This window comes from Oleiharenicola lentus, assembly GCF_004118375.1.
In the GTDB taxonomy this organism is placed as follows: Bacteria; Verrucomicrobiota; Verrucomicrobiia; order Opitutales; family Opitutaceae; genus Lacunisphaera; species Lacunisphaera lenta.
This window is the reverse complement of sequence record NZ_SDHX01000002.1, coordinates 633,040-658,390: the sequence shown is the minus strand read 5'-3', so window position 1 is coordinate 658,390 and position 25,351 is coordinate 633,040. Positions and strand designations below refer to the sequence as shown.

The window sequence follows — 25,351 nt, the reverse complement described above, 5'->3', positions numbered from 1 at the left end:
GCGGGATCAGCGATCCCGCCCGGCCGCGCGCCGGCGGCGCCATTGGAGGCCGGCGAGGGCGAGGCCGCCGAGCATCAGCGCGTAGGTCGAGGGTTCGGGCACGGGCGTGAAGTTCAGCAGCAGGTTGTTGCCGGACTGGGAGAGGTTGAAGAAACCGCCGCCATGAAACTGGGAAAGATCGAACACAAAGTCGGCGGCCTCGAAGCCGGTGATGCCGGTTGAGGCGGTGGCAATCGTCCAGGAGGTCGGGCCGACCAGCCCGCTGACGGGCTGACCCTGGTTGTCCAGAAGATCGAGGGAGATCGCCTTGAGGGTGTAGCCGCCGGTGGTGAGCCCGGAGAGGTTGAGCGTGCCGGTGACGTTGACGAAATCCCAGTCGGTGCCCGGCGTGCCGGAGGGGGCGCGGATCTCGATCTCGAGGATGCCGCCGTCGTTGAGCGTGAGGCCGGAGGTAAAGTTGATGGTGCCGGGCGAGTTGCCGGGGGCGATCTTCACGCCGTTGCCCAGGGTGAGCGGGCTGGAGAAGGTGCCCGTGCCGCCGATCCGGCCGCCGCTCACACCAATGTTCAGCGCGTTGCCGAAGGTGATGCCGGAGGCCACGCTGAGGGTGCCGCCATTCAGCGTAACGCTGCCGGTGCCGAGGGCGGAATTGCTGCCCATCACAAGGGTGCCGCCGGAGATCGTGGTGCCGCCGGTGTAGGTATTGGCGCCGCTGAGCACCGTATAGCCGATGTCATGCTCGACCGAGGTGGAACCGCCGATGGTGACCGCCGCGCCGGCGACGGTACCGTCCTTGGTCAGATAAAAGGGAGCGCTGCTGGTCGAGCCGTAGGATTGGAAATACACCTTGCCGGTGCCGCCGGGCGTCGTGATGGCGGCGGCGTTGAGGATGCCCGCGAGATCACCGCCCTCACCGCTGTAGATGCCGAAGTAAAGCGAGCCGCTGCTCCCGGGGTTGTTGGCCAGGTAAACGGTGCCGCTGCCGGCGCCCACGGACAGAAGGCCCGAGGCGGTGAGGTAGGCCTCGCCGACCGCATTGTTGCCGAGGTAGAGGCTGCTGCCGGCGATGGACCAGGTGCTGCCGGCGCCGCGGAGATCCAGCGTGCCGGTGCTGCCGGTGGTGTTGGCGAGCACCGCATTGCTGCCGCCGGTGACGACATCGGCCCCGTTGGCGATCTCGAGGATGCCGTCACCGGAACCGCCGACGACCAGATTGCCGCTGGTGGTAAAAGTGGAGCCAGCATCGTTGACGCTGAGGATGCCGACCACACCGTTCAAGGAAGCGATCGTGGCGGTGGCGGCGGAGGCAGAAGCTCCGCCGTAAATCGACAGGTCGCCGGTCCCGGCATTGCCAATGACAATGTTGCCGATGGTCGTCCAGGTGCCGCCGGTGTCCATGTAAACCGAACCGTCGCCGCCGGGGTTGTTGCCGATGGAGGCGGAGTTGTTGCTGACGAGGCCGCCGCCCGAGATTTCGACAAAACCCGTGCCAGCGCTGCCGACGTAGAGGGTGCTGGTATTGCTGAGGGTGCTGCCTGCGCCGCTGACGAAAACTCCACCATCGCCGCCGGTGTTGTTGCCGATGGAGGTGTTGGCGCTGCCAATGCTGCCACCGTTGATGGCATAGAGCGAACCCTGCCCGGCTTCGCCGACGTAGAGGTAGGTGTTGGCGGTCAAGGTGCTGCCGGCGCCGTCCACCGTGGCCAGGCCGGTGAAGCTGCTGCTGGTGATGCCGAGCCGCAGGCGGTCGGCCGTCAGATCGCCACCGCCCGAGATGTTTAGAGCGGGAGCGGTGCCGTTGCCATTGATCAGAAAATCTGTGGTTCCGTGACTGATTGAACCGGTCAGATTCATGGAGCCGTTGGTGATTGTCGTGCCGCCGGCATAGGTGTGGGTGCCGGAGAGAGTGATGGCTCCCGCGCTCTGCTTGAACAGGCTGCCCGTGCCGGAAATGTTGCCGCTAAAGGCGCTGGCGTCGCTGCGGTCAAAGATCAGGGTGCCGTTGTTGGTGACATTGCCCACGATGGACCCGGTGGTGCCACCGGAGCCGATCCGCATGGTGCCGTTGATGGTGGTGCCGCCGGTGTAGGTGTTGGCGCCGGTGAGCGTGATGTTGCCGGCGGTGCCGGTGTGGAGGACCGAGCCGGTGCCGGAGATGACCCCGGCATAGGTGTAGGCGGTGGAGCGGTTGAATTCGACCGTGCCGGTGCCCGTAACCGCGATGTTGCCGCTGATGGCGCCATCGGGGCTGTTGGAGCCGAGGCCGAGGCGGCCGCCGCTGTTGACCGTGATGTTCCCCGAGCCGGTGGCCGAGCCGGCGGTGTTGATTGCGATCAGGAAGCCGCCGCTATTGACGGTGGTGCCGCCCGAGTAGGTGTTGGCGGCGGAGAACCGCCAGAAGGAACCGTCGAGGGCGACAACCGAGGTGGCGCCCGTGCCGTTGTCGCCGAGCTGGGAATTGAAATAGACTGTGGAGCTGTAGCCCGGGGTGCCGGCGAGGCTGAGGGTGCGGGCCGTGTTGGTGCCGGTGAGGGCGACGCTGCCGGTATTGCCGAAGGTGAAGCCGCCGGCCGCAGTGGCGTTGGAGATGTCCAGCGTGCCGCCATTCACGCCAAGCGTGAACAGGCGGTCGGTGCTGCCGTTGCCGCCGGTGTAGCGCAGGGTGCCGCCGTTGAGGACAAGGTTGGCCGCGGCGCTGGAGGAGGAGCCGATGCTGCTCGAGCTGCCGCCGTTGGCCAGCGCAGTGACCACGAGGGTGCCGCCATTGACGGTCGTGGCTCCGGTGTAGGTGTTGGCGCTGCCGAGGACCGTGTAGCCGGCGGTGTTCACGACGGAAGTTGAACCTGCAACGGTGACTGCCGTGCCACCGGAAGTCCCGTCCTTGGTCAGGTAGTAAGGAGTCCCGCTCGTGGCGGTGGTCTTGAACTGCAGGGTGCCGGCGGTGCCACCGGTGATGGAGGCCGCATTGGCGATGCCGCCCGCGGCGGCGGCGCTCGCGGCGGGCGCACCGAGGTTAAGCGTTCCTGAGCCGCCGGAGGCGCCGAGATTGATGTTACCGGCGCCGGCATTGACGTTGATGACGCCACCACTGGCCAAGGTTAGGGTGCCGGTCCCGGCGTTGCCCACGTTCACCGTGTTCGAGTTGGTCCAGATGCTGCCCGTGCCGGACACGAGGACCGTGCCGGTGCTGCCGGTGCTGTAACCGATCTCGCCAAAGGTGTTGCTCACCACGCCGCCGTTGGTGATGGAAAGGCCGCCCGTGCCGCCCTGGCCCACGGCGAGCAGGCCGGAGTTGACCCAGGTGCTGCCGGCGCCGTCCACGGTGACGGAGCCGTTGCTGCCGGATTGCGTGGCGATGTAGCTGTAAGTGTTGGTGACGTCGCCGCCATTGGAAATGGCCAGCGAGCCGGTGCCGGAATTGCCGACAAGCAGCTCGGCGGAGTTGGTCCAGGTTCCGTTGTTCACGGTGACGGTACCGTTGCCACCGGCATTCAAACCAACGGAGCCGGACGTGTTGGTGACGAGGCCGCCGGCGCTGACGGTCAGGTTGCCGGTGCCGCCGCCACCGATGATCAGCTGATCATTCGGCGTGGTCCAAGCGCTGCCGGTGCCGGACACGGTGGCCGTGCCCGTGGTGCCGGACTGCAGGCCGAGGTAGCTGTGGTCGGAGCCGGAGCCGGTGGTGTTGACCGTGCCGCCAGCGAGGACGTTCAAGGTACCGGAACCGAGATAACCGAGCGCCATGCCCTGGGAGTTGGTCCACGTGCTGCCGGCGCCGGTGACGGTGATGGTGCCGTTGGTGCTGCTGTCGTTGCCGGCCACGCCATAATTGGCCGTGACATCGCCACCGTTGGAGACGAGCAGGGTGCCAGTGCCACCGGGCACGGAACCCACGATGATGTCCTGGCTGGACTGGGTGATCGAGCCGCCGTTGAGTTCGAGGGTGCCACCGTCCACGGCCACACCGTTATTGAAGCCGCCCACGCCGTTGTAATTGAGCGTGTTTGTACCGGTGAGCACGAGAGTGCCCGCTCCGACCTTGGACAGGTGGCCGGTGCCGCTGACGACGCTGGCGATCGTCACGGTTGTCAGCGCTCCGATGTCGAATAGGTGTTCGCCATTCGGCAGGGCGAGATCCACTTGGTTGAAGCTGTTGAGGTAGAAATTAATGGCGGAAGCCGAGCCCGTGCCCTGGGCCGTGAAATTGCCGTTCAGCGTAAGGATAGCGGTGCCATCGTCGTAGGAGAAATTGTGGGTGGCCGGGCGGGTGGCGGTGAACTCGAGATGATTGATCGTGGCAGAGTTGACCATGATGGTGGTCGCACCGGCGTGGTTGCCGAATTGCGCCGTGTTGGTGGAGCCCGGGGCGACGCCGCCAACCCAGTTGGAGCCCGTGACAAAGCGGTTGCCGGCGCCGGACCAGACGATCGTCTGGCCTTGCAGCAGATCACCAACAGCAAGGCAAAGCCCTGCGACGAGCAGAATACGCAGGAGGCGTGGTCTCATGGCGATATAGAGCATAATTGGTCCCACTTGCCTGAGCAAGGCGCATTCCGCTCTGGAGGCGGCGTGCGCAGGGCCGGACCGGGTCTTTCGGCCCTGCCGCCGGCTCAGTGCTTGCGCGTCGCGTCGGGAGGCGCGCCGACGCCAGCCAAATCCGACCATCGTCACACCGGCAAGCGTATGCCCACGAAGACAGGATTCGGGGCGGGTGCCGCCCGGCGGGTGGCCCGGGGTGAAGACTTGCCAGCCCCGGGCGGGAGCAATCTGCTAGGCCCCATGGCTATCTTCGGACCCTTGGCGGCGGTGCAAAACCAACTGGCGGGCGATGCGCGCTTTGCGGCGGCGCTGACCTATGTGGCGGATGTCTTGCAGGCGGGCTCGGAGGCGCACGCGCGGATCGGCCGGATCGCGGCGGGGGTGACCGAGCGCGTGGAATTGAGCGGCGGCGCCTTTGCCTTGGAACAGGTGTACGAGCCCCGATTGCGGCCCGACGGATTCTTCGAGTCGCACCGCAAATACGCCGACGTGCAGGTGATCGTGGCGGGCGAGGAATTGATGGAGGTTGAGGACGTTTCCCGCCTGGTCGTGAGCCAGCCTTTTCAGGCGGAGCGCGATCTGGTCAAATACGCGGATACCGCCGTGGCATCGGTGCTGCGGATGCGCGCGGGCGATCTCGCCGTGTTTTTCCCGGAAGACGGGCACATGCCGTCACTGCGCTGGCGCGAGGCCGGACTCGTGCGCAAAACGGTCGTGAAGGTGCCGGTCGGATGAACTACCGCCACCACTATCACGCCGGCAACTACGCCGACGTGTTCAAGCACGTGCTCCTGCTCCAGCTGATCCGGGCGATGCAGCGCAAGGAGAAGGGATTTCTCTACCTCGACACCCACGCGGGGCGGGGCGGCTACGACCTGATGCTGCCCTCGGTGCTGCCCGATGGACGCGAGCGCGAACCCGAGCATCCGGCCGGCATCGGGCGGCTGTGGGGGGCGTCCGGACTGCCGGCGGCGGTCAACGACTACCTTGCTCTGGTGAATCGGTTCAATGAGCGCAAAGGCGGGCCGGCAGACGCGCTGCAGTTTTATCCGGGATCGCCGTGGCTGGCGCGCCTGCTGATGCGCCCGCAGGATCGCATGGTCCTGTGCGAGCTGCGCGCGGAGGAGGCCGAGGCCCTGGACTTCGAGTTTGCCCGGGAGAAGGGCGTGAAGGTGCTGGCGCTCGACGGCTACACGGGGCTCAAGGCCCAGCTGCCGCCACCGGAGAAGCGCGCGCTGGTGCTCATCGACCCGCCGTTCGAAAGCAAAGGGGAGTTCAGCGACATCGAGCGCGGCGTGGCCGAGGCGGTGCGCCGCCTGCCGGGCGCGGTCATTGCGATCTGGTATCCGATTACCGAGCGGGCCAGGACGGATGCTTTTCAGGGAGCACTCAAATCGCTGGCCGTGCCGGCGCTCTTTGCGGAACTCAACATCGCGGGCGACGGCTCGCAGCTGCGGATGAAAGGCAGCGGGCTGCTCGTGCTCAATCCGCCGTGGCAGATCGAACAGGAGTTCCGCAGCGTGCTGCCGGCATTGCTCGAACGCCTGCGCGTGGATGCGGGGGCGGTCGCGACCTGCGCGTGGCTGGTGCCGGAGAAGTGAACGCGGGTCGGGCCGCGCCGGGGTTCAGCCGCGGTGCACGCGGATCGGGGCGGGCCGGGTGGCCGTGAACGGCAGGGGATCGAACACGACGCGCGGATTCGGCAGGGCCGGCGCCTTGAAGACGGGGCGGTCCCAACTGATGTCGCGGGTGAGCGTCTGCCGCACGGACGCAAGCAGGCCGGCCGTGGCGGCGGGACGCTTGGGGGAGGGGTGCGGGAAGTAGTTCATGGTTTCTTGGGGCGGCCGGGTCAGGGCCGGGGTTCTTAACTTAAGAACCCGGAAGCGCGGAAATAGTTCCGGAAACTTCGGGGAAAATAAGCCCGTGCGCCGGAGCGCGGCGCACGGGCGGGAGTCGCTCGGGACTATGCCACCTGGCGCTGCCGGGCGGGAAGGCTGGCCAGAGCCGGCCGGCGCTTCGGCAGCGCGATGGTGAGCACGCCCTTGGCGATAAAGGCACGCAGCGAATCAAAGTCGTAACCCGCGCCCAGGCGCAGCTTGAGCTGGTAGTCGCGCTGCACGCTCTCGAGGTGCAAGGCCTGCCAGTTGGCGCGCACGTGCTGCGCCTTGCGGGCGGTGATGATCAGGTCCGAGCCCTGCGTGGTCACCTCGACGCCGTGCGCGTCCACGCCGGGGACGTAGATGGCGAGCTTGAGGGACTGCGGCAGATCCAGGCACTCGTAGTGCGGCGAGCGGAACTCGGCCACAGGCTTGGTGCCGGGAAAACTCAGGTGCTGGTTGCGGTGGATGATCGTATGCATGGGACGGAAAATCGGGTGGTAGGGGAGGGGAAAGGGATGGGCGCGCGCGGGCGGGCTCGTCGGTTTTCACCGGCGGGTCTCCTGGATGGGGGCGATTACCTTGGTGGGGTATCGCGTCAGGCCAGGCAGCCCGCAGCGGTGTGTTTATTAACCCAAATGGACACGTGGGCACACTGCTGCTGCGCCTGTCGGCGCAGGTCAAAGCCCATGGCGGCCTTCGTGAACGAAGCGCCGGCGTTGGCTTTGACTGGAGTGGCGGGTGCCATGGGTTGAGTGATGAAGAGGATGCACAGGAGCATCGGTTCCTCAAGTGACATCTTAAGCCGGAAGCATGCCAACCGTGTCATCGCGGCGAATCTTGCACCGGAACAGTTTCGGCGGCAGGGTCGAACCATGAAGCCAATGAGCGATGCACAGACCACGGTGGGGGAGATCCGGGCGCGGGTGCTGGCCTTTGCCCGGGAGCGCGACTGGGAGCAGTTTCACTCGCCGAAAAACCTCAGCATGGCGCTCGCCGCCGAGGCCGGCGAATTGATGGAGCATTTCCTGTGGACCGAGGCGAAGGACTCGGCCGCGCCGCTGGCGGACGCGAAGAAGCGCGAGCAGATCGAGGACGAGATCGCCGACGTGGTGATCTACGCGCTGGAGTTTGCGAACATCGGGGGTATCGACCTCGCGAAGGCCATCGAGGCCAAGCTGGCCAAGAACGCGGCCAAGTATCCGGTCGAGAAGGCGCGCGGCAGCGCGAAGAAATATACCGAGCTGTAGGATTTTCGATTTTTGATTCTCGATTTTCGATTGGCTGGTTCGATCCCCGTGCCCACGGATCGAACCGGACTCCCGGTAGCGTGCTGAATGACGGCGGGATCAAGCCCAGGGGCAACGGCTTCTGCAAACGGGCCGGGGCAATCGAAAATCCAGAATCGAAACTCGAAAATATCCTCACGACTTCCCGCCGAAGGACACGAAATCCTCCAGGTCGAGCAGGTCGCACCAGGAGGCAATGTCCTCGCGACGCGGGCCGATGGCGGTGTGGGTCTGGTTGAAGAATTCGCGGCCGGCAGGCAGGGTGGGCGGCAGCTGTTCCAGCCACGCCGACCAGGCGGCAATCTCACTGGGCGTGCGCTTGGGCTGCATGGCGGCGAGCACATGGTTCAGCAGGTCGTAATCGCACTTGCCGGTTTTCACCTCGGCGAGAAAGGCGTCGGCCTTGAGGCCGGTGAATGCCCAGAAGCGGGCGTCCATCGCGCAGTCATAGATGTATTCTCCCTGGGTGCCGGCGATGGTGGCGCGGGCCTTGTCGATCAGGCGCGGCAGGTGGGCAAAGCCGCCGAGGCGCACGCGCGGGCTGCGCGGCGGGTGCTGCGTGAGGTTCGGGGTGTGGTAGTTGACCATGGGGCGGCAGGATTCAGGGCGCGGGCAGGCGCGGACCGCTGTGACAGGCGCAACCCGGCATGCAGGGCGCGGAAGCCGAGAGCGCGGGCGAGGCCTTCGGGCCGGCCTTCTCCATGTAGCCGAAGCCGCCGCTGATCACCCGCCGCACGGGTTCGCCGGTGTCGGGGTGCTTGGTCAGCGGGGCATCCTTCATGCTCTGGACGACCTCGAAGCGACGTGGCTGCGCATCCGGGCGCTGCGGGACGGTTTCGTAGAGGTAGGTGGCCATGGAATTTTCGATTTTAGAATCTCGATTTTAGATTTAGGCAAGCGACGAGGCGTCACTGGCCGAACGCGCGGCCAATCCAAAATCGAGAATCAAAAATCAAAAATCTAGAACGTGTCGCCCTTCCAACCCCACATGCCGCGGGGCACGGTGATGAACTTCACATAGACGCGGCTGGGCGAGATGCCGAGATGGCTCTCGATCAGGGTGCAGAGTGCCTCGCTGAGGCGTTTGGTTTTGCGGGCGGGCAGGCCGATGGCCTTGAGCTCGAGAAAAGCCACCGGTTCGTCACTGCCGGCGAACAGCATGGGGGTGTTGGCCTGGAGGGCCACCATCACGTAGTCCTCGGGCTTGTCGAGTTCCTCGGCCACGAGGGTCGAGGCGGTGCGCAGCACGGTGCGCTCAGCTTTCTTGGACAGGGGCAGGTTGGTCTGGATTTTCAGGTAGGGCATGACGGCCTCCTTTTCGAGGTCGAGTTTGCCAGCACCCCCGGGGACTGTCACTAACCGATTCCGATGAAAGTCCGCGCCGCCCTCGAACGCCATTACGTGCTCCCGTGCTGCCTGCTGCTGCTCAACCTCTGCAACGAGGTTATCGCCTACAAGGCGAAGCTCATCGGCGACGATTTCCTGCGCACGCTCTTCATCATGGGCATGGTGCTCTTCGGCGCTTCGCTCGTGGCCTTTGCCGTCGCCCCGGGCCTCATCTGGACCGTGCAGTCGCTGCGGCGCACGAGCCGTTCCACGGCCGGCAGCCTGGGCGAAATCATGTTCCTGTTTGGCCTCGGCGGACTGATATTTTGGCTCTACTATCGTAATTACATCCACGGCACGGAGGCGATTTTGCCGGCGGCGTGGAGCAACGGAACACTACCATGAGCACCTACCAATCCCTCTGCGAGGTTGCTGCTGAAGTCGCATTGCTGACCTCCGCGGAGTCTGTCCTGGGCTGGGATCAGGAGACCTACATGCCGGAGAAGGCGCTGGGGCACCGCGCGCGGCAGCTGTCCTATCTCACCGGGAAGGCGCATGAACTGCTAACCTCAAGCAAGACGCGGAAGCTGCTGGAGCGGGCGGAGGCGGAGAAGCCGGAAGATGAGAGACAGGCGGCGAACGTGCAGGGATTGCGGCGCATCATCGACCGGGCGACAAAGTTGCCGCGGCGGTTTGTGGAGGAAGAAAAGCAGGTCACAACCCGGGCGAAGGCCGTGTGGGTCGAGGCGCGGCGGCAGTCCGATTTCGCGATGTTTGCGCCGCATCTGGAAAAAATCCTCGGCCTTGCGCGGCGCAAAGCGGAATTATTCGGTTATAAGGACGAGCCGTATGACGCGTTGCTGGACTTGTATGAGCGCGACACGACGACACGTGAAGTGGCCGCGCTGTTTGCGGAAATGAGGCCGCAATTGGCCGAACTAGCCCGGGCGGCGGTGGCGAAATCCAAGCAACAGAGGCCGGGCGTGCTCAAGGGGCATTATCCCTGCAAACAGCAGCAGATCCTGAACCGTGAGATTGCGGAGAGCCTGGGCTTTGATTTCGGGGCGGGCCGCATCGACACCACGGCCCATCCCTTTTGCACCACACTCGGTCCCGCCGATGTGCGGCTGACGACACGGTATGACGAGACTCGATTTCTGTCGTCGCTCTTCGGGGTGATGCACGAGGCGGGCCACGGGTTGTATGAGCAGGGGTTGCCCGGCCACGAATTCGGTCTTCCGGGCGGCTCAGCGGCGTCGCTGGGTCTCCATGAGTCGCAGAGCAGGCTGTGGGAGAACCATGTGGGCCGCAGTCGTCTGTTTTGGACAAAGTGGCTGCCGCGGGCGCAGGAATTGTTCCCGCACCTGAGGAAGGTGAAGCTGGATGAATTCATGCGGGAGATCCTGCGTTCGGAGTTCAGCTTCATTCGGGTGGAGGCCGACGAGGCGACGTATGATCTGCACATCCTGCTGCGTTTTGGTCTCGAGCGCCGTCTGGTGCGGGGTGAACTGGCGGTGAAGGATGTGCCGGGGCTGTGGAAGGAGGAATATCACGATCTCTTCGGACTGACGCCACCGGATGACCGTCGCGGCTGCCTGCAGGATATTCATTGGAGCATGGGCGGGCTGGGCTATTTCGCGACCTACACCCTGGGAAACATCAACGCCGCGCAGCTATTTGCGGCCGCGCGGCGGCGGAAGCAGGTCGCGGCCGCTCTGGAGCGGTGCGATTACGCGCCCCTTTTGCAGTGGTTGCGCAAAAATGTGCATGCGCACGGTGCCGCGCTGACCCCGGCAAGGATCATGCAGCTGGCGACGGGCCGGCCGGCGGACGCCAAGTGGCACATCGCTCATCTGCGGGAGCGTTACTTGGGCTGATCCCGACGGCCGGCGCGTATGCTCCGGCCGGACGGGTTCAGTCCATCCGTGGGGGCCGGCCGCTCTCGGGGACGTTGTCGACCACGTTGCCAATCCTGAGCAGGGACATCAAAATCATCCCGATGATCGCCAGGCCGATCACCGTGGTCATGGTCATGGTCTGTCCGCCTTGAGCTGTCGTCCAGGCCAGGAGGTAGGCGCCAGCCGGAACCGGCAAATTGCCGAGCGAATTATAAATCGTGAATTGAGTGGCCGCCACCCGCTTGTCGGACAGCCGCATCCGGAGCGGATTGCCGGAAATCGTAAAGAGCAGGCTGGTCGAGTCAGAAAAGGCATACAGCGCGATCAATCCGGCCCACAGCAGGCCCAACTGCGGCAGGGCGATAAGCAGACCTCCGAGGACGATGTAAAGCCCGGCAGAGAAAATGCACGCCCGGCGGGGGCCGAGCTTGGCATTGAGCAAGGTCCCCAACCCCATCCCGCTGGTGGCAACGACCAGGCCGACAACCGCGACCATCGCCGAGTAATCCTGGGTTGACCAGTTCGCTTTGGTGGTCGCGTAGGCCGGCCAAAAAGCCACGAAAATGCCGCTCGTCGTGCGGACCACCGTCGTGGCGGCGAGGAAGAACAGACTGTCGCGCTTGACCATCGAAACCAGGGTGATCTTGAGGATCGCCAGCCAGTTGATCGAGCCAACCATGCGCGTGGCCGGGGAGGCTTGGCCCGTGGTCCACGGCAGGATCTTTTCGCCCGTCCGCTCGCGCAAGATTATCGCCAGCAGGCAGGTGAGACCGACGAGCGGAACAAAACCCAGGAACGTGACCGTGGAGCCATATCTCGCCAGCAGGGTGCCGCCCAAGGCCGCGCCAATCGCGATGCCGAAGGCCTGCCCGGCAAACATGAAGGCGCTGGCGGTGCCTTGTTCTTCATCGGGCAGCAAATCCACGGCCAGACCGTCCACCGCGACATCCTGCATCGCGCTGCCGACAAAGATCGCAAAGCCCACATAGGCCAGCACGGAGATGTCCCCGGGGCCCGGGCTGGCCAGCGCAGCCACCAGCAGGCCGATGAACATCAGGAATTGGGAGGCGATCAGCCAGATCCGGCGGCGTCCCATCGCGAGATAAGTGTAACGGTCCATCAAGGCCGCGCCGAAAAACTTGAAACTCCACGGCAGATAGGTGGTGGTGACCAGAAAGGCGACATCGGAGGCCGAGGCCCCGTTTTTGGAAACCCAGGCCGCGACCGCGGTCAAATAGAGGCCGATCGGCAGGCCTTGCGCGAAATAAAACGCCGTCATGCTGATCAGGCGCAGTTTTTTGCTTTCGCTCAACACGAGGGGGAATCGGGGCAGGAACTGCATTTCGGGAAGCGTTTGGTCAGGGGTTTAAGAGGTGGGGCGAAGGGCGTTTGTCAGCTCGCTGATCCAAGCCGGCACAGATGCCGCCTGGAGGCGATCCTCACCCGGTTTGCGGTTTCACGGCTTGCGCACACCCCGCGCAATCTGACTTCGGTCGGGTGAGGGGCAAGCGCTTCCGGTGAGGCTCGCGGGAAAGCTGGCCCGCCGGTCTTTTGACCGGATATCGGGCTCCGCCTCACCATGCCGAACGAATTTCCGCCGGTTTGCGCCCGTGTTCGCGCAGCGTGCGGAGCGCGAGGGCGTCGTGACGCTTGGCAAGGCGGACACCGAATTCGTCGGTGACGAGCGGGCAGTGGCAAAAGGCCGGGATCGCGAACCCGAGCGCGCGGAACAGCAGCAGCTGGCGGAAGGTGGATTTGATGAGATCGGCACCGCGCACGACCTCGGTGATCCCGAGATCCGCGTCGTCCACCACGCTGGCCAGCTGGTAACTGGGCACGTCGTCTTTGCGCCAAACGAGGAAGTCGCCGAAGTCGTGGCCGGCGGTCGCGCGCTGTTCGCCACCGTGGCCGTCTTGGAAGGTGAGCGTTTCGCCGTCGGGCACGCGGAAGCGCCAGTTGAATCCATCGCCTGGTGCGGGTGCGGCAGGCGACCGGAGACGGGAGTCGGGAGGCAGGTTTTCCGGGCGACACGTGCCGGGGTAGAGCGGCTCGTCGTTGAAAGCCCCTTCATGCGGGGCGGCGATGGCCTGCTGGACGTCCTTGCGGCTGCAAGCGCAGGGATAGATGAAGCCGCCGGCGTGCAGCCGGGCGAGTGCGGCGCGGAAGAGCGGAATGCGTTCGCTTTGGGTGATCATGGGCTCTTCCCAAGCGAAGCCGAACCAGCGCAGGTCCTCGATCATGGCGGTGACAAACTCCGGCCGGCAGCGGGCGCGGTCGAGGTCGTCGTTGCGCAGGAAGAGCCTGCCCTCGGCGGCCCGGGCGCGCTGCTGGGCGATCCAGAAAGTTCGGGCGTGACCGAGGTGCAGCAACCCCGTGGGTGAAGGAGCCAGCCGGCCGATGTAAGAGGAGTTAACCACTCATCCACACTAATGGGTCACTAATTCCGGGCAGACAATCACGGTCCGCAAATTTGTGCTGATTAGTGCGGAGGAGTGGTTTCAGACTCCGGTCATGCAGAAACTGCTCTGTGTCTATTGCTCTTCCAGCGACCGGATTGATCCGAAGTATGCGGCGGCCGCCGAGGAGCTGGGCCGCGAGCTCGTGGCGCGCGGCTGGGGGCTCGTTTATGGCGGCGGCAAGACCGGCCTGATGGGGGCGGTGGCACGCGGCACCAAGTCTGCGGGCGGCCGCGTGGTCGGCGTGATTCCTGAGTTCATGAAAGCTCGCGAGCTGGCCTTCGACGAGGCCGACGAACTGGTGACCGTCATCACCATGCGCGAGCGCAAGCTGCTGATGGAGACGCGGGCCGACGCCTTCGTGACGCTGCCCGGCGGGTGGGGCACGCTCGAGGAGATCATGGAGATCCTCACGCTGCGGCAGCTTGATGTCGTGAAGAAGCCCTGCGTGTTCTACAATCAGGAGGGTTTTTACGACGACCTGATCCGGCTATTTGACCGGATGCTGGCCGAGAAATTCTTCAAGCCATCGAACATGGACCTTTTCCGCGTGGCGGACTCCATTCCCGACATCTTCTCGCAGATCGAACTCGCGCGCGGGGCGAAGGCGGAGGCAAAGTGGTTCGACACGAAATGACGTTGGCCGACACCATCGCGCTGCTGCGCCGGTACGAGATCCGCGCCGAGGCCGGACACGAGGCCGCGATGCTGGCGGAATATTTTCCGTTCATGGCAGCGCACCCGGACTGCCTGGGGCGCACCTGTCTCGACGGGCATCTCACGGCGTCGGCCTGGATCGTGGACGCGGCGCGCACCCGCACTTTGTTGACGCACCACCGCAAACTCGACCGCTGGCTCCAGCTCGGCGGGCATGTGGACGGCGAGGCTGACCTGGCATTGGCGGCGATGCGGGAGGCGCAGGAGGAGTCCGGGCTTGCGCGGCTGCGCTTGGCATCGCCGGAGGTGTTTGATGTGGACCGTCATCGGATCCCGGCGCGCGGGGCCGAGCCGGAGCACTGGCACTTTGACGTGCGCTTCCTGATCGAGGCCGACCCGGCGGAGCCGCTGCAAATCAGCAGCGAGTCCAAGGATCTCGCGTGGGTGCGGCTGGAGGATGTGGCGCGGTTGAATCCGGAGGAGTCATTGGCGCGGCTGGTGCGGAAGACGGAGCGCCACACCCCGCCCTGACGGGCACCCCTCTCCAGGTGGATAAAAACCCTGCGGGCAGAAAATCCCCTCTGGCGAGGGGGGCGCGCAGCGCCGGGGTGTGGTGGATTGGTTACCGATACAATCCGATCAGCTCCTCGTTGCGGACCCAGCCGGACTGGCCGCCGGGGAAAGTCAGCTTGGTCCAGCCGAGGAAGGTCTTCTCGACAACGGCGACGGAGCCGGCGGACAAAGGCGAGGTCTTTTGCGTGGTGTCGGCCTCGGTGGGAATGCTGCGAAGCGTGGTGGCGCGCCAAACGAAAACCGCGTCGGGGTGCGCGAGTTGGCCGTAGACGTGGAGGCTGAAGGTGGCGGCGCCGGCGAGGATGATGGCGAGCAGCGTGGCGGAGAGGGCGGTGGGCTTGCCCCAGCCGCCGATCCGGCGGTAACCCTGCAACAGCAGGAGCACGAGGGCAGCGGCGAGCAGCAGGGCGGCGAGGACCAAGGCGAGCTGCCATTCGCCGGGTGAGGCGAGGCGGGCGATTTGGTAGCGTCCCTCGCCACGGGAGAGCTCGACGAGCTGCGGGTTGGCGAGGCCCGAACGCTGGATACCCAGGTTCAGATCGTAGCGCGTGACATCGGCGCGGGCGTTGAGCAGGAAGGCGCCGGTCCAGTGCGCGGCGGCCTCGGCCCAGCGGTCCTGCTGGGCGAGGGCAAGGCCGAGGTTGTGGCGGGCGGCCCAGTCGGTGGGCGTGGTCTTGACCGATTGTTGCCAGGCGGTGGTGGCGGCGGCGAAGTCTCCGCGCCGATAGGCCTCGCTGGCCGTGTCGGCGCGAGATTCCGAGGGGGCCAACAGCGCGGAAAGGATGAATAGGCCGGACAAGAACGGCAGCAGGTTGCGGCCAGCGAAGAGTGAGAACGGGTTCCAGCCGGGGATTTTCACGGCTTGGAGCGCGCCCTCGGCGCGATTGAGCCAGTCCTGCGGCAGGGCGGCGTCGCGACCGTGGAGGGCGCGGTCGGCCTCTTCCCAGAGTTTGGTCCAGGCGGTGGCATTCAGCGAGTGGCGCTGGATGCTGGCGTGGACGAGCCTTGCGCCGGGGGCCGCGTGGGGGATTTGCCAGAGCGTGGCGGTGTGCTGCTGCCACCGCCGGAGCGGAGCGCTGAACGCGGAGGGCTGAGCGCCGGAGTTGCGCAGCTCCGCCAGTGCCAGGCGCAGGGCGGCGCGGGCTTCGCGGCGGGTGCGCTGGGGATCGCGTTCGCGGGAGCGCAGGGCGGCGAGGGTCAGCCAGAGGAGCAGGGGCCCGAGGACAGCGGACAGGAGACAGAGCCGGACGAGTTTGGACAGTTCCACGGGCGCATGGCCGCGGGCGGATTGCTCCAGCTGTTCCCGCGGCAGGTTTTCGGGTGGAACGGGGGCCACGGCCGTGGGCAGGGCCGGGGTCGCGGGGGCGGGCGTGGGCGGGGCGAGCGAGAATTGCACCGGCGCACCGGAGGATGCCGGCGGCACAACGGGAGCGGAGCCGGCGGTGATGGTCACCGTGGCGGGCTCGCTGGCGACGGTCTTGTAGGTGCCGCTGTCGGAATCGAAATAGCTGAAACGCACCGGCGGCAGGCGGTAGGTGCCTGGCTTGGTGGGCACGAGCACGACATCCTCGGTGAGCGTGCCCTCGAAGAGGGTGCCGTCCTTCATCGTGCGCTTCGACTTCGGTTGCACGACCTGGAAGTCGTTGGAGACCTCGCGCTGCGGCAGCCCGGTGAGGTCGGGCCAGTTGCCCGTGCCGGCCAGTTCGAGGGTCCAGGTGACCGGTTCGCCGACGGCGGCGGTGAGCGGAACGACTTTGGAAACAAAAGTGAACTGCCCGACCGCGCCCGTGAACTCCGGCGGCGCGGCCGGCAGGGCCTTGACGGTGAGTTCGAGCGAATTGGATTCGAGCTGGCGCTGCTCGACGTTGGGTTGGGTGAACAAACCGAAGCCGGAACTTCCGACCATCAGGTTGATCAGCTGGCCGGCGGGTTTCAGCGTGTAGATGCCCGGCTGCTTGATGGAGGCGCGCGTGGTTTGCGCCGCGATGACGTGCCGTTCCCCGCGGATGAGCGCCTCGCTCGGCTCGGGCTTGGTCCAGTCGTCGGCAATGGCCGGTGCGCTTTCCCAGGCCACACTGCTGCCAAGGGAATGGAAGTAGCGGCGGATCACGTCGAGGTTGTAGGCGACCGGGAAAACCTCGCCGGCCCAGACGGATTTTTTCGGGATCTCGAGAGAGGCCGAGGCGACGTCGTTGATCGTGAGGCCGGAGTTGCCGACCGGGGCGTCTCCGACGGTGTAGCGGGCGGCGGCCACCTTCAGCGTTCCCTTGTCGGTCTGGACTTCGAATGGCGGGATGATGATCGCGGCGCGCTTGGTGGGGCGGACCGGAAACACGAGGGCGAAGGTCCGCGTCATCTTGAAGTTGATGATGCTGGTCTGGCTGCTCTGCCCGGGCGTGCCGAACTGGAGACCGTCCACCGTGGGCAGCTTGGGGTCGTTGTCCGGTTCGCAATCCTCGAACACCAATGAAAGCTGGCTCACCTGGTTGAAGCCGAGCTGGCCGCCGGGCGGGTCCCAGCGGATGGATTGGGCGAGCGCAGGGAGGGCGGTGGCGAAGAAGACCAGCCCCCAGGCGGGAGCCGGCTTGCCGGCGATGAACCGGATGAGCGCCTGCAAGCAGGCTCCTGCAAAGAAAGAGAACGTGGGCGGATTGCGTCGCATGAGAATCACCAATTCTTGCCCGTGCCTTTGGGCTTCTGCTGCTGGCCTTGCATGAGTTGCTGGAGCTTGGCGGGGGAGTCCTGGTTGCGGACCTGTTCAAGTTTCTGGAGAGGCATGGCGAGCTCGGGGTCGGCCCGTTCGGGGGACTTTTCCTCTTTCTGACCGCCGACCTTTTGCGTGCCGGGTTTCGGCGGAGGCGGCTGGGCGGGCTTCTGGTCTTCGGCCTTCTGCTCCTGCTGGTCCTTCATGTCGCCGAAGGCGTCCTGGTTTTGCGGTTGGTTCTGTTGCTCGGATTGCTGCTTTTCATCCTGCTTCTGCTGGTCGTTGTTTTTCTGATCCTGGTCCTGCTGTTGCTGATCCTGCTTCTGCTGCGGTTGTTGCTCCTGCTTTTGTTGGTCCTCGTTCTTCTGATCCTGTTTCTGCTCGTCCTGTTTTTGCTGGTCGTCGCGCTTGAGCAGGGCTTCGAGATCCGCGCGCAGCTTGGGCCAGTCGGCGGCCTTGGGGTCGAGCTTCTCTCCGAGATCCACGGCCTGCAGGGCGTCGCGCACGACGGGTTCCTGCGGTTGCTGCTGGGCGGACTTGAGGCGCTCGGCGTAGGTGAGGGTGGCTTGGGCCAGCTCACTGCAGTCCTTGGCCTCAAGGGCGGGTTTATCGGCGAGGCGTCCGATGAGGGTGCTGAGAGGCTTGGCGAGGGTGTCGCCCGGCTGCTCGGCAGCCGAGGCGGGAGGAATGGAGCAGGGTGAAAGGAGCAGGAACAATCCGATCATGACTGCGATTGCCGTGGTTTCCCTTCTCCTTACTCCGTTCTCCCTTTTCCGGCCCGCCAGCGGCAGCGCCCGCTCCCGCGGGCGGACGGGGAACTCGGCCCAGAAGCTGATAAGCAGGAGCACGAGGCCGGGGGCGAGGAACCATTGGAAGCGCTCGATGAGGCGGGCGGTGTTCTTCTCGGAGAATTCGCCCTTCTTGCCGGCCTCGACGGTGGTGCGGAGCAGGCCGGGCAGGTCCACCCAGGCGCTGGCGTCAGTGTAGGCGCCGCCCGTGACCTGGGCGAGTTCCTGCAGCGTGGCGCTGTTGAGGCGCGACATGACGACCGCGCCGCGTTCGTCCTTCACGAAGCCGCCGGCGGCATCGGGGATGAACGAGCCCTGCGTGGTGCCCACGCCCAGACCGATGACCCGGATGCCCTTGTTCTTGAGGGCCTCGGTGTGCTTCCGCCAGTCGTCCACCGTGCTTTCGCCGTCGCTCAGGACGATGAGATAGCGGTCGGCAGTGGAGGTGCCGAAGGCCTGCATGGAGGTATCCAACATGGCCTGGTAGTTGGAACCGCCCTCCGGGAGGTAATCGGGATCGAGGGCGGGCAGGAATTCGCGCATGACTTCATAGTCGGAGCTGAGGGGGCTCTGGAGGAATGCGGTGCCGGCGAAGAGCACAAGGCCCACGCGCTCGCCCTTGAGGTCGTCGAGCAGCGACTGGATGAGAAGCTTGCTGCGGTCGAGGCGCGACGGCTTTACGTCCTGCGCGAGCATGGAACGCGAAAGGTCCACCGCGATGATCACCTCGCGCGACTGATCAAAGACCTGATCCTCGATGACGCCCCACTGCGGACGCGCCAGCGCGACCAGGCAACAGGCGAGGCCGAACCAGAGCCAGAGGCGCGGGCGGTTCTCGGCGGTCGTGTGCTTGGCCCCGAGCGACACCTCGAAGGCCCCGGCCCACGCGCGGGCGATCTTGGGCCAGTTCGTGACCGCGCGCGTGGCGTGCCGCGCCAGTTCCCACGAGAACAGCAGCACGAGCGGCACAAGCAGCCAGAGAAGATGGGGGGAGTGGAAGCTCATGGTGTCACCGCGGCGCGTTTGCGACGAAGAGGCAACTGTGGCGGCAAGGCGGCGAGCGCGCCGAGGAACAGCAGCGCGGCGCCCGGGATGGCCAGCCAGTGGAACAGCTCGGTCGTGAGCAGGTAGGACTTGGCTTGGAACTCGATCTTCTGGGCGGCGTCGATGGCGGCGAAGGCCTTTTCGGTCGTGTCGAGGTCGAAGGCACGGAAGAACTTGCCGCCGGTGGCGTCAGCCATGGCGCGGAGCTGGCTTTCGTCGAGGTCGGAGATGGCGCGGCGGTAGCCGATCTTGTTGCCGTTGTCGTCGAAGACGGGCATCGGCACGAGACCGTCCTTGCCGGCACCGATGGTGTAAACGGGCACGCCGCGGGCCTTGGCGATGTCGGTGGCCTGGACCGGAGTGAGCACGCCGCGGTTGTTGGCGCCGTCGGTCATGAGGACGACGAAGGCGCCCTTGCGCTGGCCGCTGCTCTCACGCTTGGCCTGCTCAAGGCGGGTGAGGGCGACGCCGAGGCCGTCGCCGATGGCGGTGCCGTCCTCGATCATGCCCAGTTTGAGTCGCTCCACCTGGCGTTCCAGCCACTCGTGATCGAAGGTGAGCGGGGCGAGCGTGTAGGCGCGGCCGGAGAAAACGACCATGCCGATACGGTCGGAGGTGCGCTGGTTGATGAAGGCCTGGATGATGGGCTTGACGGCCTGCAGGCGGTTGATGCGCTCGCCGCCGCGTTCATAGTCCTCTGCCAGCATCGAACCGGAGAGGTCGATCGCGAGCATGAGGTCGTAGCCCTGCTGCTTCACCTCGCGCTTGTCCTCGACGATCTGCGGACGGGCCAGCGCGACGATGAGGAGCACGAGGCCGACGGTGGCGAAATAGGCCGGCCAGCGAGAAGTAGGGATCATCGACGGCCGATGCCACGCCGCGGCGAACGGCACCACCAACACCGGCGCCCCCCGCCGGCCGCGTACCCACACCAGCAACGGCAGCGCCAGCAGGGCGAGCAGCCACCAGGGGGAATGGAGCGTGTAATTGGTGAGGGGCATCAGGAGGCGAAGTAACCAGTAACAGGTGCCAAGTGCCAGGAACTGAAGGCAGCGATGAGCATGGGTCTTGTTACTTGATCCTTGTGACTTGTTACTTTTCGCCGGTCACCGGCGGTGACCGGCGAACATGCGGGCGTGGAAGAAGCGGACGAGGGCCTCCAGCCGTTCCTGATCGGTGCGGACGGAGAGGCGCGCGAGCGGGTCGGGGAAGAGCGTGCGGAAGGCGGCCTCGCGCTGCGCGACCCACTCGGCGTGGGCGGCACGCTGGGCGGACGAGGTGCCGTTGAGGTTTACAATCCGGCCCGCGACGGGGTCATAGGTGGTGAGCCGGCTGGCGGCGGGCAGTTCGCGGTCCCACGGGTCTTCGACACGAAAGCCCATGGTCTGGTAGCGGCGCGAGAGCACGCTCCAGCCCTCGGGCTCGAGGCGCGGGGGAAAATCGCCCAGCCAAATCAGGATGCTGTGGCGCGGGGCGGCCTTGGCGAGGAGGCGCCAGGGGATGAAGGAATTTTCGATTTTTGATTCTCGATCATCCATTGCCGGCGCCGGTTGCCCGAGGAGCTGGGCCGCGGCGTGCATGATCTGGCCGCGGCCGCGGACGGGTTCCTTGAGCGTGTAGCCGGCGGGCGAGGCGTGGAGGAAGCCGACGCGGTCGCGGTTGACGGCGCCGAGCATCATCAAGAGGCCGGCGAGCTCGAGCAGGGCTTCCCGCTTGGACTGGGCACCGGAGCCGAACTGCAGGCTCACGCTGTCCTCGAACAGGAGCAGCAGCGAGACCTCGCGCTCCTCGATGAACTTCTTGCGGTAGGGCTCGCCGAGCCGGGCCGTGACGTTCCAGTCGATGTCGCGGATGTCGTCGCCGAAGGTGTATTTGACGACCTGGTCGAACTCCATGCCGCGTCCGCGGAAGGCGGAGCGGTATTCGCCGCTGAGCACGTTCTCCACCGCATGGCGCACGCGCCACTCGAGCTGCTTGAGCAGCGCAAGCTGGGAGGTGACGAGGGAGGTGTGCTCTGAGACGGAGGCCATTTGGTAGCGGCGGTCTGAGACCGCCGGACGGCGCTCATAGAGCGCCGCTACAGAAAATGTCAGGCTTTCGCCGGCACCGGCGTGCGGATGAGGACCTGGTCGAGGACCTTGTCGGTGGACAGGCCCTCGGCCTCGGCTTCGTAGGTGAGGCCGACACGGTGGCGCAGGGCGTCGTGGAAAATTTCCTGCACGAGGGCGGGCGAGAGGTAGTCGGCACCGCGGAGCCAGGCGAGGGCGCGGCCGGCCTGGAAGAGGGCGAGCGAGGCGCGGGGCGAGGCGCCGAAGTTGAGCAGGCGCTTGGCGCCACCGCCGGTGCCCTCGGCCTGCGCGGCGAGGTCGCGCGAGCTGCGGACGAGCGCGAGGATGTAGGCCTGCACGGCGGGCGAGACGTGGATCTGGTCCACCTGGGCGCGGAGCGAGAGGAGTTCCTCGCCGCTGGAAACGGGTTTCAGTTCAGGAGATCTGGTGACCTGGCCCCAACGTTCCATCATCAGCGCCTCCTCGTCGGCGGTCGGGTAGTCCACGAGCAGCTTGAACAGAAAGCGGTCGGTCTGCGCCTCGGGAAGCGGGTAGGTGCCTTCCTGTTCCACCGGGTTTTGCGTGGCCATCACGAAGAAGGGTCTGGGCAGGGCGTGGGTGCCGCCGCCGATGGTGACCTGGCGCTCCTGCATGGCCTCGAGGAGGGCGGACTGGACCTTGGCGGGCGCGCGGTTGATTTCGTCGGCCAGCACGAGGTTGGCGAAGATCGGGCCGCGATGGGTCGTGAACCCGCCGTCCTTGGGCGAGAAAATCATCGTGCCGACCACGTCGCTCGGCAGCAGGTCGGGCGTGAACTGGATGCGTTCGAACTGGACGCCGAGGGCGGTGCCGAGGGACTTGATGAGCAGGGTCTTGGCGAGGCCGGGCATGCCCTCGAGGAGGACGTGGCCGTTGGCCAGCAGGGCGACGAGCAGGCGCTCGATGACGGCATCCTGGCCGATGACGGCCTGACCGATTTCTGCGCGGAGTTTCTGGGACCAGGTGGGACCGTTGATCATGGGCGGGGGAGGGAAAGAATTGAGAGGGAAAGTGAAAGGGGGCGTGGGCCGGAGACAAGAGCTGATCCTGTCCCGGCAACAGGGCGGGGTGGGCGGACGTTTGACTCCGTGAAAGGACAGTGGTTTCGTCCGGACACAAGCAAATGGCCGATTTTCCCGACATCGTGGAAGCGTCGCTGCGGGCGCGATTTGTCTCCTTGGGCGTGGCCGCGGACGACGTGGAGGAGGTTTTCATCCGCGGTGCCGGGGCCGGCGGCCAGAAAATCAACAAGACTTCCTCCACGGTGCGCTTGCGCCACCTGCCGACCGGGGTTGAGGCGCGATGCCAGCGAGAACGCAACCAGTCGGTCAACCGCCTGCTGGCGTGGACGGAGCTGGCCAACAAGCTGGAATGGCGGAAACAGGAATCCGCCAACGCCGCCCAGGCCGCGCGCGAGCTGGCGAAGCGGCAGAAACGCCAAAAATCGCGCGGACAGAAGGCGCGGATGATCGCCGCCAAACGCCACCGCGCCGGCCACAAGGCCGCCCGCGGTCGGGTGAGCGGGGACGAGTGAGGCAGGCTGAGTCGGATTGGCTGGCGGGCGCAAGTGCGCTGACCCACCGGCAACGCTCAAGCCGTGCTGACGCGATCGCCGACATGAATTTTGCCGGACTTGGACTCGTTGATGAAGTTGGCGCCGAACCAGACGGCCGTGGGATCGAGCGCCGGATCGCGGCGAAAAGTGGCGAGGGTGCGGAGCGGCTCCTTGCCGCGGAGGCCGGTGCGCTGGTCGGTCGTTGTCATGATGCACCGGTCGCTCTTGCCGGCGGCGCGCAGCGTCACGTCACCGATCCGGAGATGAGGAAACGTGTCCTCGGCGAAGGCGGCGCAGTCGGCGAGCACGAGGTTGGGGCGGAAGCGGTCCATCGGCACGGGCTCGCCCTGGTTTTCCTGGATGCGGTCGTTGAGGTCGGCGAGCGAGGCCTCGCTGGTGACGAGCACGGGTGAGCCGTCGGCGAAGGAGAAAACATCGCCGGGGCGACCTGCCTTCTTGGTGACCGGGCGAAGAAATTTTTCGCCGATGCGCACGAGGCGGCAGGTGAGGCCCAGAACGTCTCCGAGCCAGGCGGCTGCGGCGTCGCCGCAGTCCTCGGCTTGGAGGCCCGCGTGTTTCCACACCGCCACAGTGTGCAGCGGAGCCGTCGGATCGGACACGGTGGGAACCGAGACGCGACCGGCGCCGTCGGCAGTAAGCGTGAGGGTGCCCCCGGCCAGCGCGGTGCCGACCAGGGCCATGCGCGTGACGCCGCGTTGTGTCAGCATCTGGCCATCTGCGCCGATGACGAGGAACCGGCGGTCCCCGGCGAAGCCGAGGGCGTCCAGTTCAACGGAAGACACCGCGCAGCCGCGCAGGGATTTCACGGGGTAGATGAAGAGGCCGGCGACGTGCATGCTGATGACGGAGGACAGAAGACAGAGTACAGAGGCCGAAAACAACGAACCTAAACGAAATGGGCCTAAGACTTCCGGCGGTAGGTGGCGAGGTAGTGCTGGGTGCCGGGTTTCGTGGCGAATTCGGTCGGCGCCGTGCCGTCGAGGCCGTAGCAAACCCGGAGGAGATCGCCGCGGTGTTGCAGGATGCACGGGATCGTGCGGCCCTGGTTCGGGCCCGCGGTGCCGGTGAGGGTGAGCGTCTCGCCCGCGAGCACGTAGGTACCGCGGTCGGCGACCTGGCCGGCAAAGCTGACGGCATACGTTACGGATGTCAGCTCCAACACGACGCGCAGGGCGAGCATGTCGGGGGCGTTTTCGCCCGCGAGCTCGGCCTTGATCATCTCCCAACGGCCGGGGAGGGCGGCGCTCATACGGACGGGCCCTTGAACTCAGGGGCGGTGAGCGCCTTCGGTGTTTCCTCGATCTGGCGCGGTTCGACGATTTTCTTGTCGGAGCCGCCGCCGAGTTTTTCGAGCTTGCGCCCCGTGACCAACACCCGGCCTTCGACGGAGGAGACCGTGCTGTTGTAGGCCATGACAGCCTGGGTCAGGCGCTGGCCCAATGTGTCGAGATTGTCCCCGACCGAGGCGACGCGCTCGTGCAATTCCAAGCCAAGGCGGCGGATTTCGTCGGCATTTTTCGAGAGCGCTTCCTGCTTCCAGCCGTAGGCGGCGGCCTTGAGCAGCGCGATGAGCGTGGCGGGCGAGGCGAGGATGACGTTCACGCTGGTGCCGCGCTCGAAGAGATCGGGCTCATAACGGAGGGCGGCGCTGTAGAAAGCCTCGCCGGGGATGAAGAGCACGACGAATTCCGGGGCCGGCTGGATGGCGCGCCAGTAGGCCTTGTTGCCGAGGGCGTCGATGTGGCCGCGCACCGCGCGGGCGTGCTCGGTGAACTTCGCCTTGCGCACATTTTCGTCGGCGGCCTCGAGCGCCTCGAGGTAGGCCTGCATCGGGGCCTTGGCATCCACGGCGATGGATTTTCCGCCGGGCAGACGGATGATCATGTCGGGCCGGATGTCGCCGGCGGCGGCCTGCTGGATGAAGTCCACGTTTTCGACCATGCCCGCGAGTTCGACGACGCGCTGGAGCTGGATTTCGCCCCAGCGGCCGGCGGTCGAGGTGGAGCGCAGCGAGCGGGAGAGCTTGGTGGTCTCGGATTGGAGCGTGGCACTGGTGTTGGCCAGGCCCTTCAGCTGTTCGCTGAGCGAGCCGTAGGCTTCCTGACGGGCTTTTTCCAGGGCGAGGATTTTGGTGTCCACCTTCTCGAGCGATTCCTTGATCGGCTTCACGAGCGAGTCACCGGCGTGCTTGATGAATTCGGTGCGATTCTCGCGCAGGGCATCGGCCGCGAGTGCCTTGAAGGTGTCGGTGAACTGCGTCTGCGTCCTGGCGAGGGCTTCGCGTTCGGCCGTGAGCAACGTGTCGAGGCGGGATTTGTCGGATTGAAGCGCGGCGAGTTGCGCGCGCAGGGTGGCGAGTTCGGACTGGGCCGTCGCGAGCTGTTCGCCCCCGAGGCGGGCGCGTTCCGCCAGGATCGCGGACTGCGAACGGGCGATAAACCAGCCAAGGGCGGCACCGATCACCAGGCCGAGGAGGAGATAGAGGAAGACCATCGGGCGACGAGGCTAGGCCCCGGAATCAGTCGCGAGCAAGCTTG

25 protein-coding genes are annotated in these 25,351 nt (G+C 65.9%); 9 read left to right on the top strand and 16 right to left on the bottom strand.

Annotated elements, in window-relative coordinates:
* Positions 1–6 precede the first annotated feature (6 nt).
* Positions 7–4,506 carry a beta strand repeat-containing protein gene (locus ESB00_RS20140; protein WP_164976269.1) on the bottom strand — a complete coding sequence of 1,500 codons (4,500 nt, stop codon included), beginning with the start codon at positions 4,504–4,506 and terminating at the stop codon, positions 7–9.
* 273 nt (positions 4,507–4,779) lie between these two features.
* Between ESB00_RS20140 and ESB00_RS19760 the strand changes: the two genes are divergently transcribed.
* Positions 4,780–5,274, top strand: a complete 495-nt coding sequence (locus ESB00_RS19760; protein WP_164976268.1) for a NanQ anomerase/TabA/YiaL family protein — start codon at positions 4,780–4,782, stop codon at positions 5,272–5,274.
* A complete protein-coding gene (locus ESB00_RS16595; RefSeq protein WP_129048906.1) occupies positions 5,271–6,140 on the top strand; it encodes a 23S rRNA (adenine(2030)-N(6))-methyltransferase RlmJ in 870 nt (289 codons plus the stop codon). The genes ESB00_RS19760 and ESB00_RS16595 overlap by 4 nt, the downstream gene beginning before the upstream one ends.
* Positions 6,141–6,164: 24 nt before the next feature.
* Here ESB00_RS16595 and ESB00_RS16590 read toward each other — a convergent pair whose 3' ends face one another.
* Positions 6,165–6,368 carry a hypothetical protein gene (locus ESB00_RS16590; protein ID WP_129048905.1) on the bottom strand — a complete coding sequence of 68 codons (204 nt, stop codon included), beginning with the start codon at positions 6,366–6,368 and terminating at the stop codon, positions 6,165–6,167.
* Positions 6,369–6,502: 134 nt separating this feature from the next.
* The gene (locus tag ESB00_RS16585) at positions 6,503–6,898 is read right to left on the bottom strand and encodes an Hsp20/alpha crystallin family protein (RefSeq protein ID WP_129048904.1); all 396 of its coding nucleotides are present in this window, start codon (positions 6,896–6,898) and stop codon (positions 6,503–6,505) included.
* 164 nt (positions 6,899–7,062) lie between these two features.
* Between ESB00_RS16585 and ESB00_RS19910 the strand changes: the two genes are divergently transcribed.
* Positions 7,063–7,212 (top strand): hypothetical protein, encoded by a 150-nt coding sequence (locus tag ESB00_RS19910; protein WP_218938773.1) that lies wholly within the window; start codon positions 7,063–7,065, stop codon positions 7,210–7,212.
* A gap of 79 nt (positions 7,213–7,291) precedes the next feature.
* Positions 7,292–7,666 (top strand): nucleotide pyrophosphohydrolase, encoded by a 375-nt coding sequence (locus ESB00_RS16575; RefSeq protein ID WP_129048902.1) that lies wholly within the window; start codon positions 7,292–7,294, stop codon positions 7,664–7,666.
* A gap of 174 nt (positions 7,667–7,840) precedes the next feature.
* Here ESB00_RS16575 and ESB00_RS16570 read toward each other — a convergent pair whose 3' ends face one another.
* From ESB00_RS16570 to ESB00_RS16560, 3 genes are all read right to left on the bottom strand, one after another.
* On the bottom strand, positions 7,841–8,293 hold the full coding sequence (locus ESB00_RS16570; protein ID WP_129048901.1) for a DUF5069 domain-containing protein: 453 nt from the start codon (positions 8,291–8,293) through the stop codon (positions 7,841–7,843).
* A gap of 13 nt (positions 8,294–8,306) precedes the next feature.
* Positions 8,307–8,561 (bottom strand): FmdB family zinc ribbon protein, encoded by a 255-nt coding sequence (locus ESB00_RS16565; RefSeq protein WP_129048900.1) that lies wholly within the window; start codon positions 8,559–8,561, stop codon positions 8,307–8,309.
* 104 nt (positions 8,562–8,665) lie between these two features.
* Positions 8,666–9,061: a phenylpyruvate tautomerase MIF-related protein gene (locus tag ESB00_RS16560; protein ID WP_218938772.1), complete on the bottom strand. Its 396-nt coding sequence runs from the start codon at positions 9,059–9,061 to the stop codon at positions 8,666–8,668.
* A gap of 12 nt (positions 9,062–9,073) precedes the next feature.
* On the opposite strand from ESB00_RS16560, the gene ESB00_RS16555 reads away from it, so the two are divergent.
* Positions 9,074–9,436, top strand: coding sequence for a hypothetical protein (locus ESB00_RS16555; protein ID WP_129048899.1), 363 nt, complete (start codon positions 9,074–9,076; stop codon positions 9,434–9,436).
* Positions 9,433–10,908 (top strand): carboxypeptidase M32, encoded by a 1,476-nt coding sequence (locus ESB00_RS16550; RefSeq protein WP_129048898.1) that lies wholly within the window; start codon positions 9,433–9,435, stop codon positions 10,906–10,908. Before ESB00_RS16555 ends, ESB00_RS16550 begins: the two co-directional genes overlap by 4 nt.
* A 37-nt stretch (positions 10,909–10,945) precedes the next feature.
* Here the strand turns inward: ESB00_RS16550 and ESB00_RS16545 are convergent, their stop codons facing one another.
* Together ESB00_RS16545 and gluQRS are read right to left on the bottom strand one after the other, a co-directional pair.
* Entirely contained in the window at positions 10,946–12,271 is a 1,326-nt protein-coding gene (locus ESB00_RS16545; RefSeq protein WP_129048897.1) for an MFS transporter, read from the bottom strand.
* Positions 12,272–12,503: 232 nt separating this feature from the next.
* On the bottom strand, positions 12,504–13,346 hold the full coding sequence (gene gluQRS, locus ESB00_RS16540; RefSeq protein ID WP_129048896.1) for a tRNA glutamyl-Q(34) synthetase GluQRS: 843 nt from the start codon (positions 13,344–13,346) through the stop codon (positions 12,504–12,506).
* A 94-nt stretch (positions 13,347–13,440) separates the two neighbouring features.
* Between gluQRS and ESB00_RS16535 the strand changes: the two genes are divergently transcribed.
* Positions 13,441–14,022, top strand: coding sequence for an LOG family protein (locus tag ESB00_RS16535; RefSeq protein WP_129048895.1), 582 nt, complete (start codon positions 13,441–13,443; stop codon positions 14,020–14,022).
* Complete coding sequence (locus ESB00_RS16530) at positions 14,019–14,573, top strand: NUDIX hydrolase (protein ID WP_129048894.1); 555 nt, start codon at positions 14,019–14,021, stop codon at positions 14,571–14,573. Before ESB00_RS16535 ends, ESB00_RS16530 begins: the two co-directional genes overlap by 4 nt.
* A 91-nt stretch (positions 14,574–14,664) precedes the next feature.
* Here ESB00_RS16530 and ESB00_RS16525 read toward each other — a convergent pair whose 3' ends face one another.
* From ESB00_RS16525 to ESB00_RS16505, 5 genes are all read right to left on the bottom strand, one after another.
* A complete protein-coding gene (locus ESB00_RS16525) occupies positions 14,665–17,277 on the bottom strand; it encodes a BatD family protein (protein WP_129048893.1) in 2,613 nt (870 codons plus the stop codon).
* A 5-nt stretch (positions 17,278–17,282) separates the two neighbouring features.
* Complete coding sequence (locus ESB00_RS16520; protein ID WP_129048892.1) at positions 17,283–19,112, bottom strand: VWA domain-containing protein; 1,830 nt, start codon at positions 19,110–19,112, stop codon at positions 17,283–17,285.
* A complete protein-coding gene (locus tag ESB00_RS16515; protein ID WP_129048891.1) occupies positions 19,109–20,152 on the bottom strand; it encodes a VWA domain-containing protein in 1,044 nt (347 codons plus the stop codon). The genes ESB00_RS16520 and ESB00_RS16515 overlap by 4 nt, the downstream gene beginning before the upstream one ends.
* A gap of 105 nt (positions 20,153–20,257) precedes the next feature.
* The gene (locus tag ESB00_RS16510; RefSeq protein ID WP_129048890.1) at positions 20,258–21,181 is read right to left on the bottom strand and encodes a DUF58 domain-containing protein; all 924 of its coding nucleotides are present in this window, start codon (positions 21,179–21,181) and stop codon (positions 20,258–20,260) included.
* A 59-nt stretch (positions 21,182–21,240) separates the two neighbouring features.
* Positions 21,241–22,218, bottom strand: coding sequence for an AAA family ATPase (locus ESB00_RS16505; RefSeq protein ID WP_129048889.1), 978 nt, complete (start codon positions 22,216–22,218; stop codon positions 21,241–21,243).
* A gap of 143 nt (positions 22,219–22,361) precedes the next feature.
* Here ESB00_RS16505 and ESB00_RS16500 point away from each other — a divergent pair, with 143 nt between their 5' ends.
* Positions 22,362–22,772, top strand: coding sequence for a peptide chain release factor family protein (locus ESB00_RS16500; protein WP_129048888.1), 411 nt, complete (start codon positions 22,362–22,364; stop codon positions 22,770–22,772).
* A gap of 56 nt (positions 22,773–22,828) precedes the next feature.
* On the opposite strand, the gene ESB00_RS16495 is transcribed toward ESB00_RS16500, so the two are convergent.
* The 3 genes from ESB00_RS16495 to rmuC all read right to left on the bottom strand — a co-directional run bounded on the left by ESB00_RS16495 (position 22,829) and on the right by rmuC (position 25,307).
* Complete coding sequence (locus ESB00_RS16495) at positions 22,829–23,650, bottom strand: MOSC domain-containing protein (RefSeq protein WP_129048887.1); 822 nt, start codon at positions 23,648–23,650, stop codon at positions 22,829–22,831.
* A gap of 65 nt (positions 23,651–23,715) precedes the next feature.
* Positions 23,716–24,063: a hypothetical protein gene (locus ESB00_RS16490; protein ID WP_129048886.1), complete on the bottom strand. Its 348-nt coding sequence runs from the start codon at positions 24,061–24,063 to the stop codon at positions 23,716–23,718.
* Positions 24,060–25,307 (bottom strand): DNA recombination protein RmuC, encoded by a 1,248-nt coding sequence (rmuC, locus tag ESB00_RS16485; protein WP_129048885.1) that lies wholly within the window; start codon positions 25,305–25,307, stop codon positions 24,060–24,062. Before rmuC ends, ESB00_RS16490 begins: the two co-directional genes overlap by 4 nt.
* Positions 25,308–25,351: the final 44 nt, after the last annotated feature.

What these genes read in the sequence shown, in the direction of transcription:
- ESB00_RS20140 (WP_164976269.1), bottom strand. Translation starts at nt 4,506, where the DNA reads ATGAGACCACGCCTCCTGCGTATTCTGCTCGTCGCAGGGCTTTGCCTT.
- ESB00_RS19760 (WP_164976268.1), top strand. Translation starts at nt 4,780, where the DNA reads ATGGCTATCTTCGGACCCTTGGCGGCGGTGCAAAACCAACTGGCGGGC.
- ESB00_RS16595 (WP_129048906.1), top strand. Translation starts at nt 5,271, where the DNA reads ATGAACTACCGCCACCACTATCACGCCGGCAACTACGCCGACGTGTTC.
- ESB00_RS16590 (WP_129048905.1), bottom strand. Translation starts at nt 6,368, where the DNA reads ATGAACTACTTCCCGCACCCCTCCCCCAAGCGTCCCGCCGCCACGGCC.
- ESB00_RS16585 (WP_129048904.1), bottom strand. Translation starts at nt 6,898, where the DNA reads ATGCATACGATCATCCACCGCAACCAGCACCTGAGTTTTCCCGGCACC.
- ESB00_RS16575 (WP_129048902.1), top strand. Translation starts at nt 7,292, where the DNA reads ATGAAGCCAATGAGCGATGCACAGACCACGGTGGGGGAGATCCGGGCG.
- ESB00_RS16570 (WP_129048901.1), bottom strand. Translation starts at nt 8,293, where the DNA reads ATGGTCAACTACCACACCCCGAACCTCACGCAGCACCCGCCGCGCAGC.
- ESB00_RS16565 (WP_129048900.1), bottom strand. Translation starts at nt 8,561, where the DNA reads ATGGCCACCTACCTCTACGAAACCGTCCCGCAGCGCCCGGATGCGCAG.
- ESB00_RS16555 (WP_129048899.1), top strand. Translation starts at nt 9,074, where the DNA reads ATGAAAGTCCGCGCCGCCCTCGAACGCCATTACGTGCTCCCGTGCTGC.
- ESB00_RS16550 (WP_129048898.1), top strand. Translation starts at nt 9,433, where the DNA reads ATGAGCACCTACCAATCCCTCTGCGAGGTTGCTGCTGAAGTCGCATTG.
- ESB00_RS16545 (WP_129048897.1), bottom strand. Translation starts at nt 12,271, where the DNA reads ATGCAGTTCCTGCCCCGATTCCCCCTCGTGTTGAGCGAAAGCAAAAAA.
- ESB00_RS16535 (WP_129048895.1), top strand. Translation starts at nt 13,441, where the DNA reads ATGCAGAAACTGCTCTGTGTCTATTGCTCTTCCAGCGACCGGATTGAT.
- ESB00_RS16530 (WP_129048894.1), top strand. Translation starts at nt 14,019, where the DNA reads ATGACGTTGGCCGACACCATCGCGCTGCTGCGCCGGTACGAGATCCGC.
- ESB00_RS16525 (WP_129048893.1), bottom strand. Translation starts at nt 17,277, where the DNA reads ATGCGACGCAATCCGCCCACGTTCTCTTTCTTTGCAGGAGCCTGCTTG.
- ESB00_RS16520 (WP_129048892.1), bottom strand. Translation starts at nt 19,112, where the DNA reads ATGAGCTTCCACTCCCCCCATCTTCTCTGGCTGCTTGTGCCGCTCGTG.
- ESB00_RS16515 (WP_129048891.1), bottom strand. Translation starts at nt 20,152, where the DNA reads ATGCCCCTCACCAATTACACGCTCCATTCCCCCTGGTGGCTGCTCGCC.
- ESB00_RS16510 (WP_129048890.1), bottom strand. Translation starts at nt 21,181, where the DNA reads ATGGCCTCCGTCTCAGAGCACACCTCCCTCGTCACCTCCCAGCTTGCG.
- ESB00_RS16505 (WP_129048889.1), bottom strand. Translation starts at nt 22,218, where the DNA reads ATGATCAACGGTCCCACCTGGTCCCAGAAACTCCGCGCAGAAATCGGT.
- ESB00_RS16500 (WP_129048888.1), top strand. Translation starts at nt 22,362, where the DNA reads ATGGCCGATTTTCCCGACATCGTGGAAGCGTCGCTGCGGGCGCGATTT.
- ESB00_RS16495 (WP_129048887.1), bottom strand. Translation starts at nt 23,650, where the DNA reads ATGCACGTCGCCGGCCTCTTCATCTACCCCGTGAAATCCCTGCGCGGC.
- ESB00_RS16490 (WP_129048886.1), bottom strand. Translation starts at nt 24,063, where the DNA reads ATGAGCGCCGCCCTCCCCGGCCGTTGGGAGATGATCAAGGCCGAGCTC.
- rmuC (WP_129048885.1), bottom strand. Translation starts at nt 25,307, where the DNA reads ATGGTCTTCCTCTATCTCCTCCTCGGCCTGGTGATCGGTGCCGCCCTT.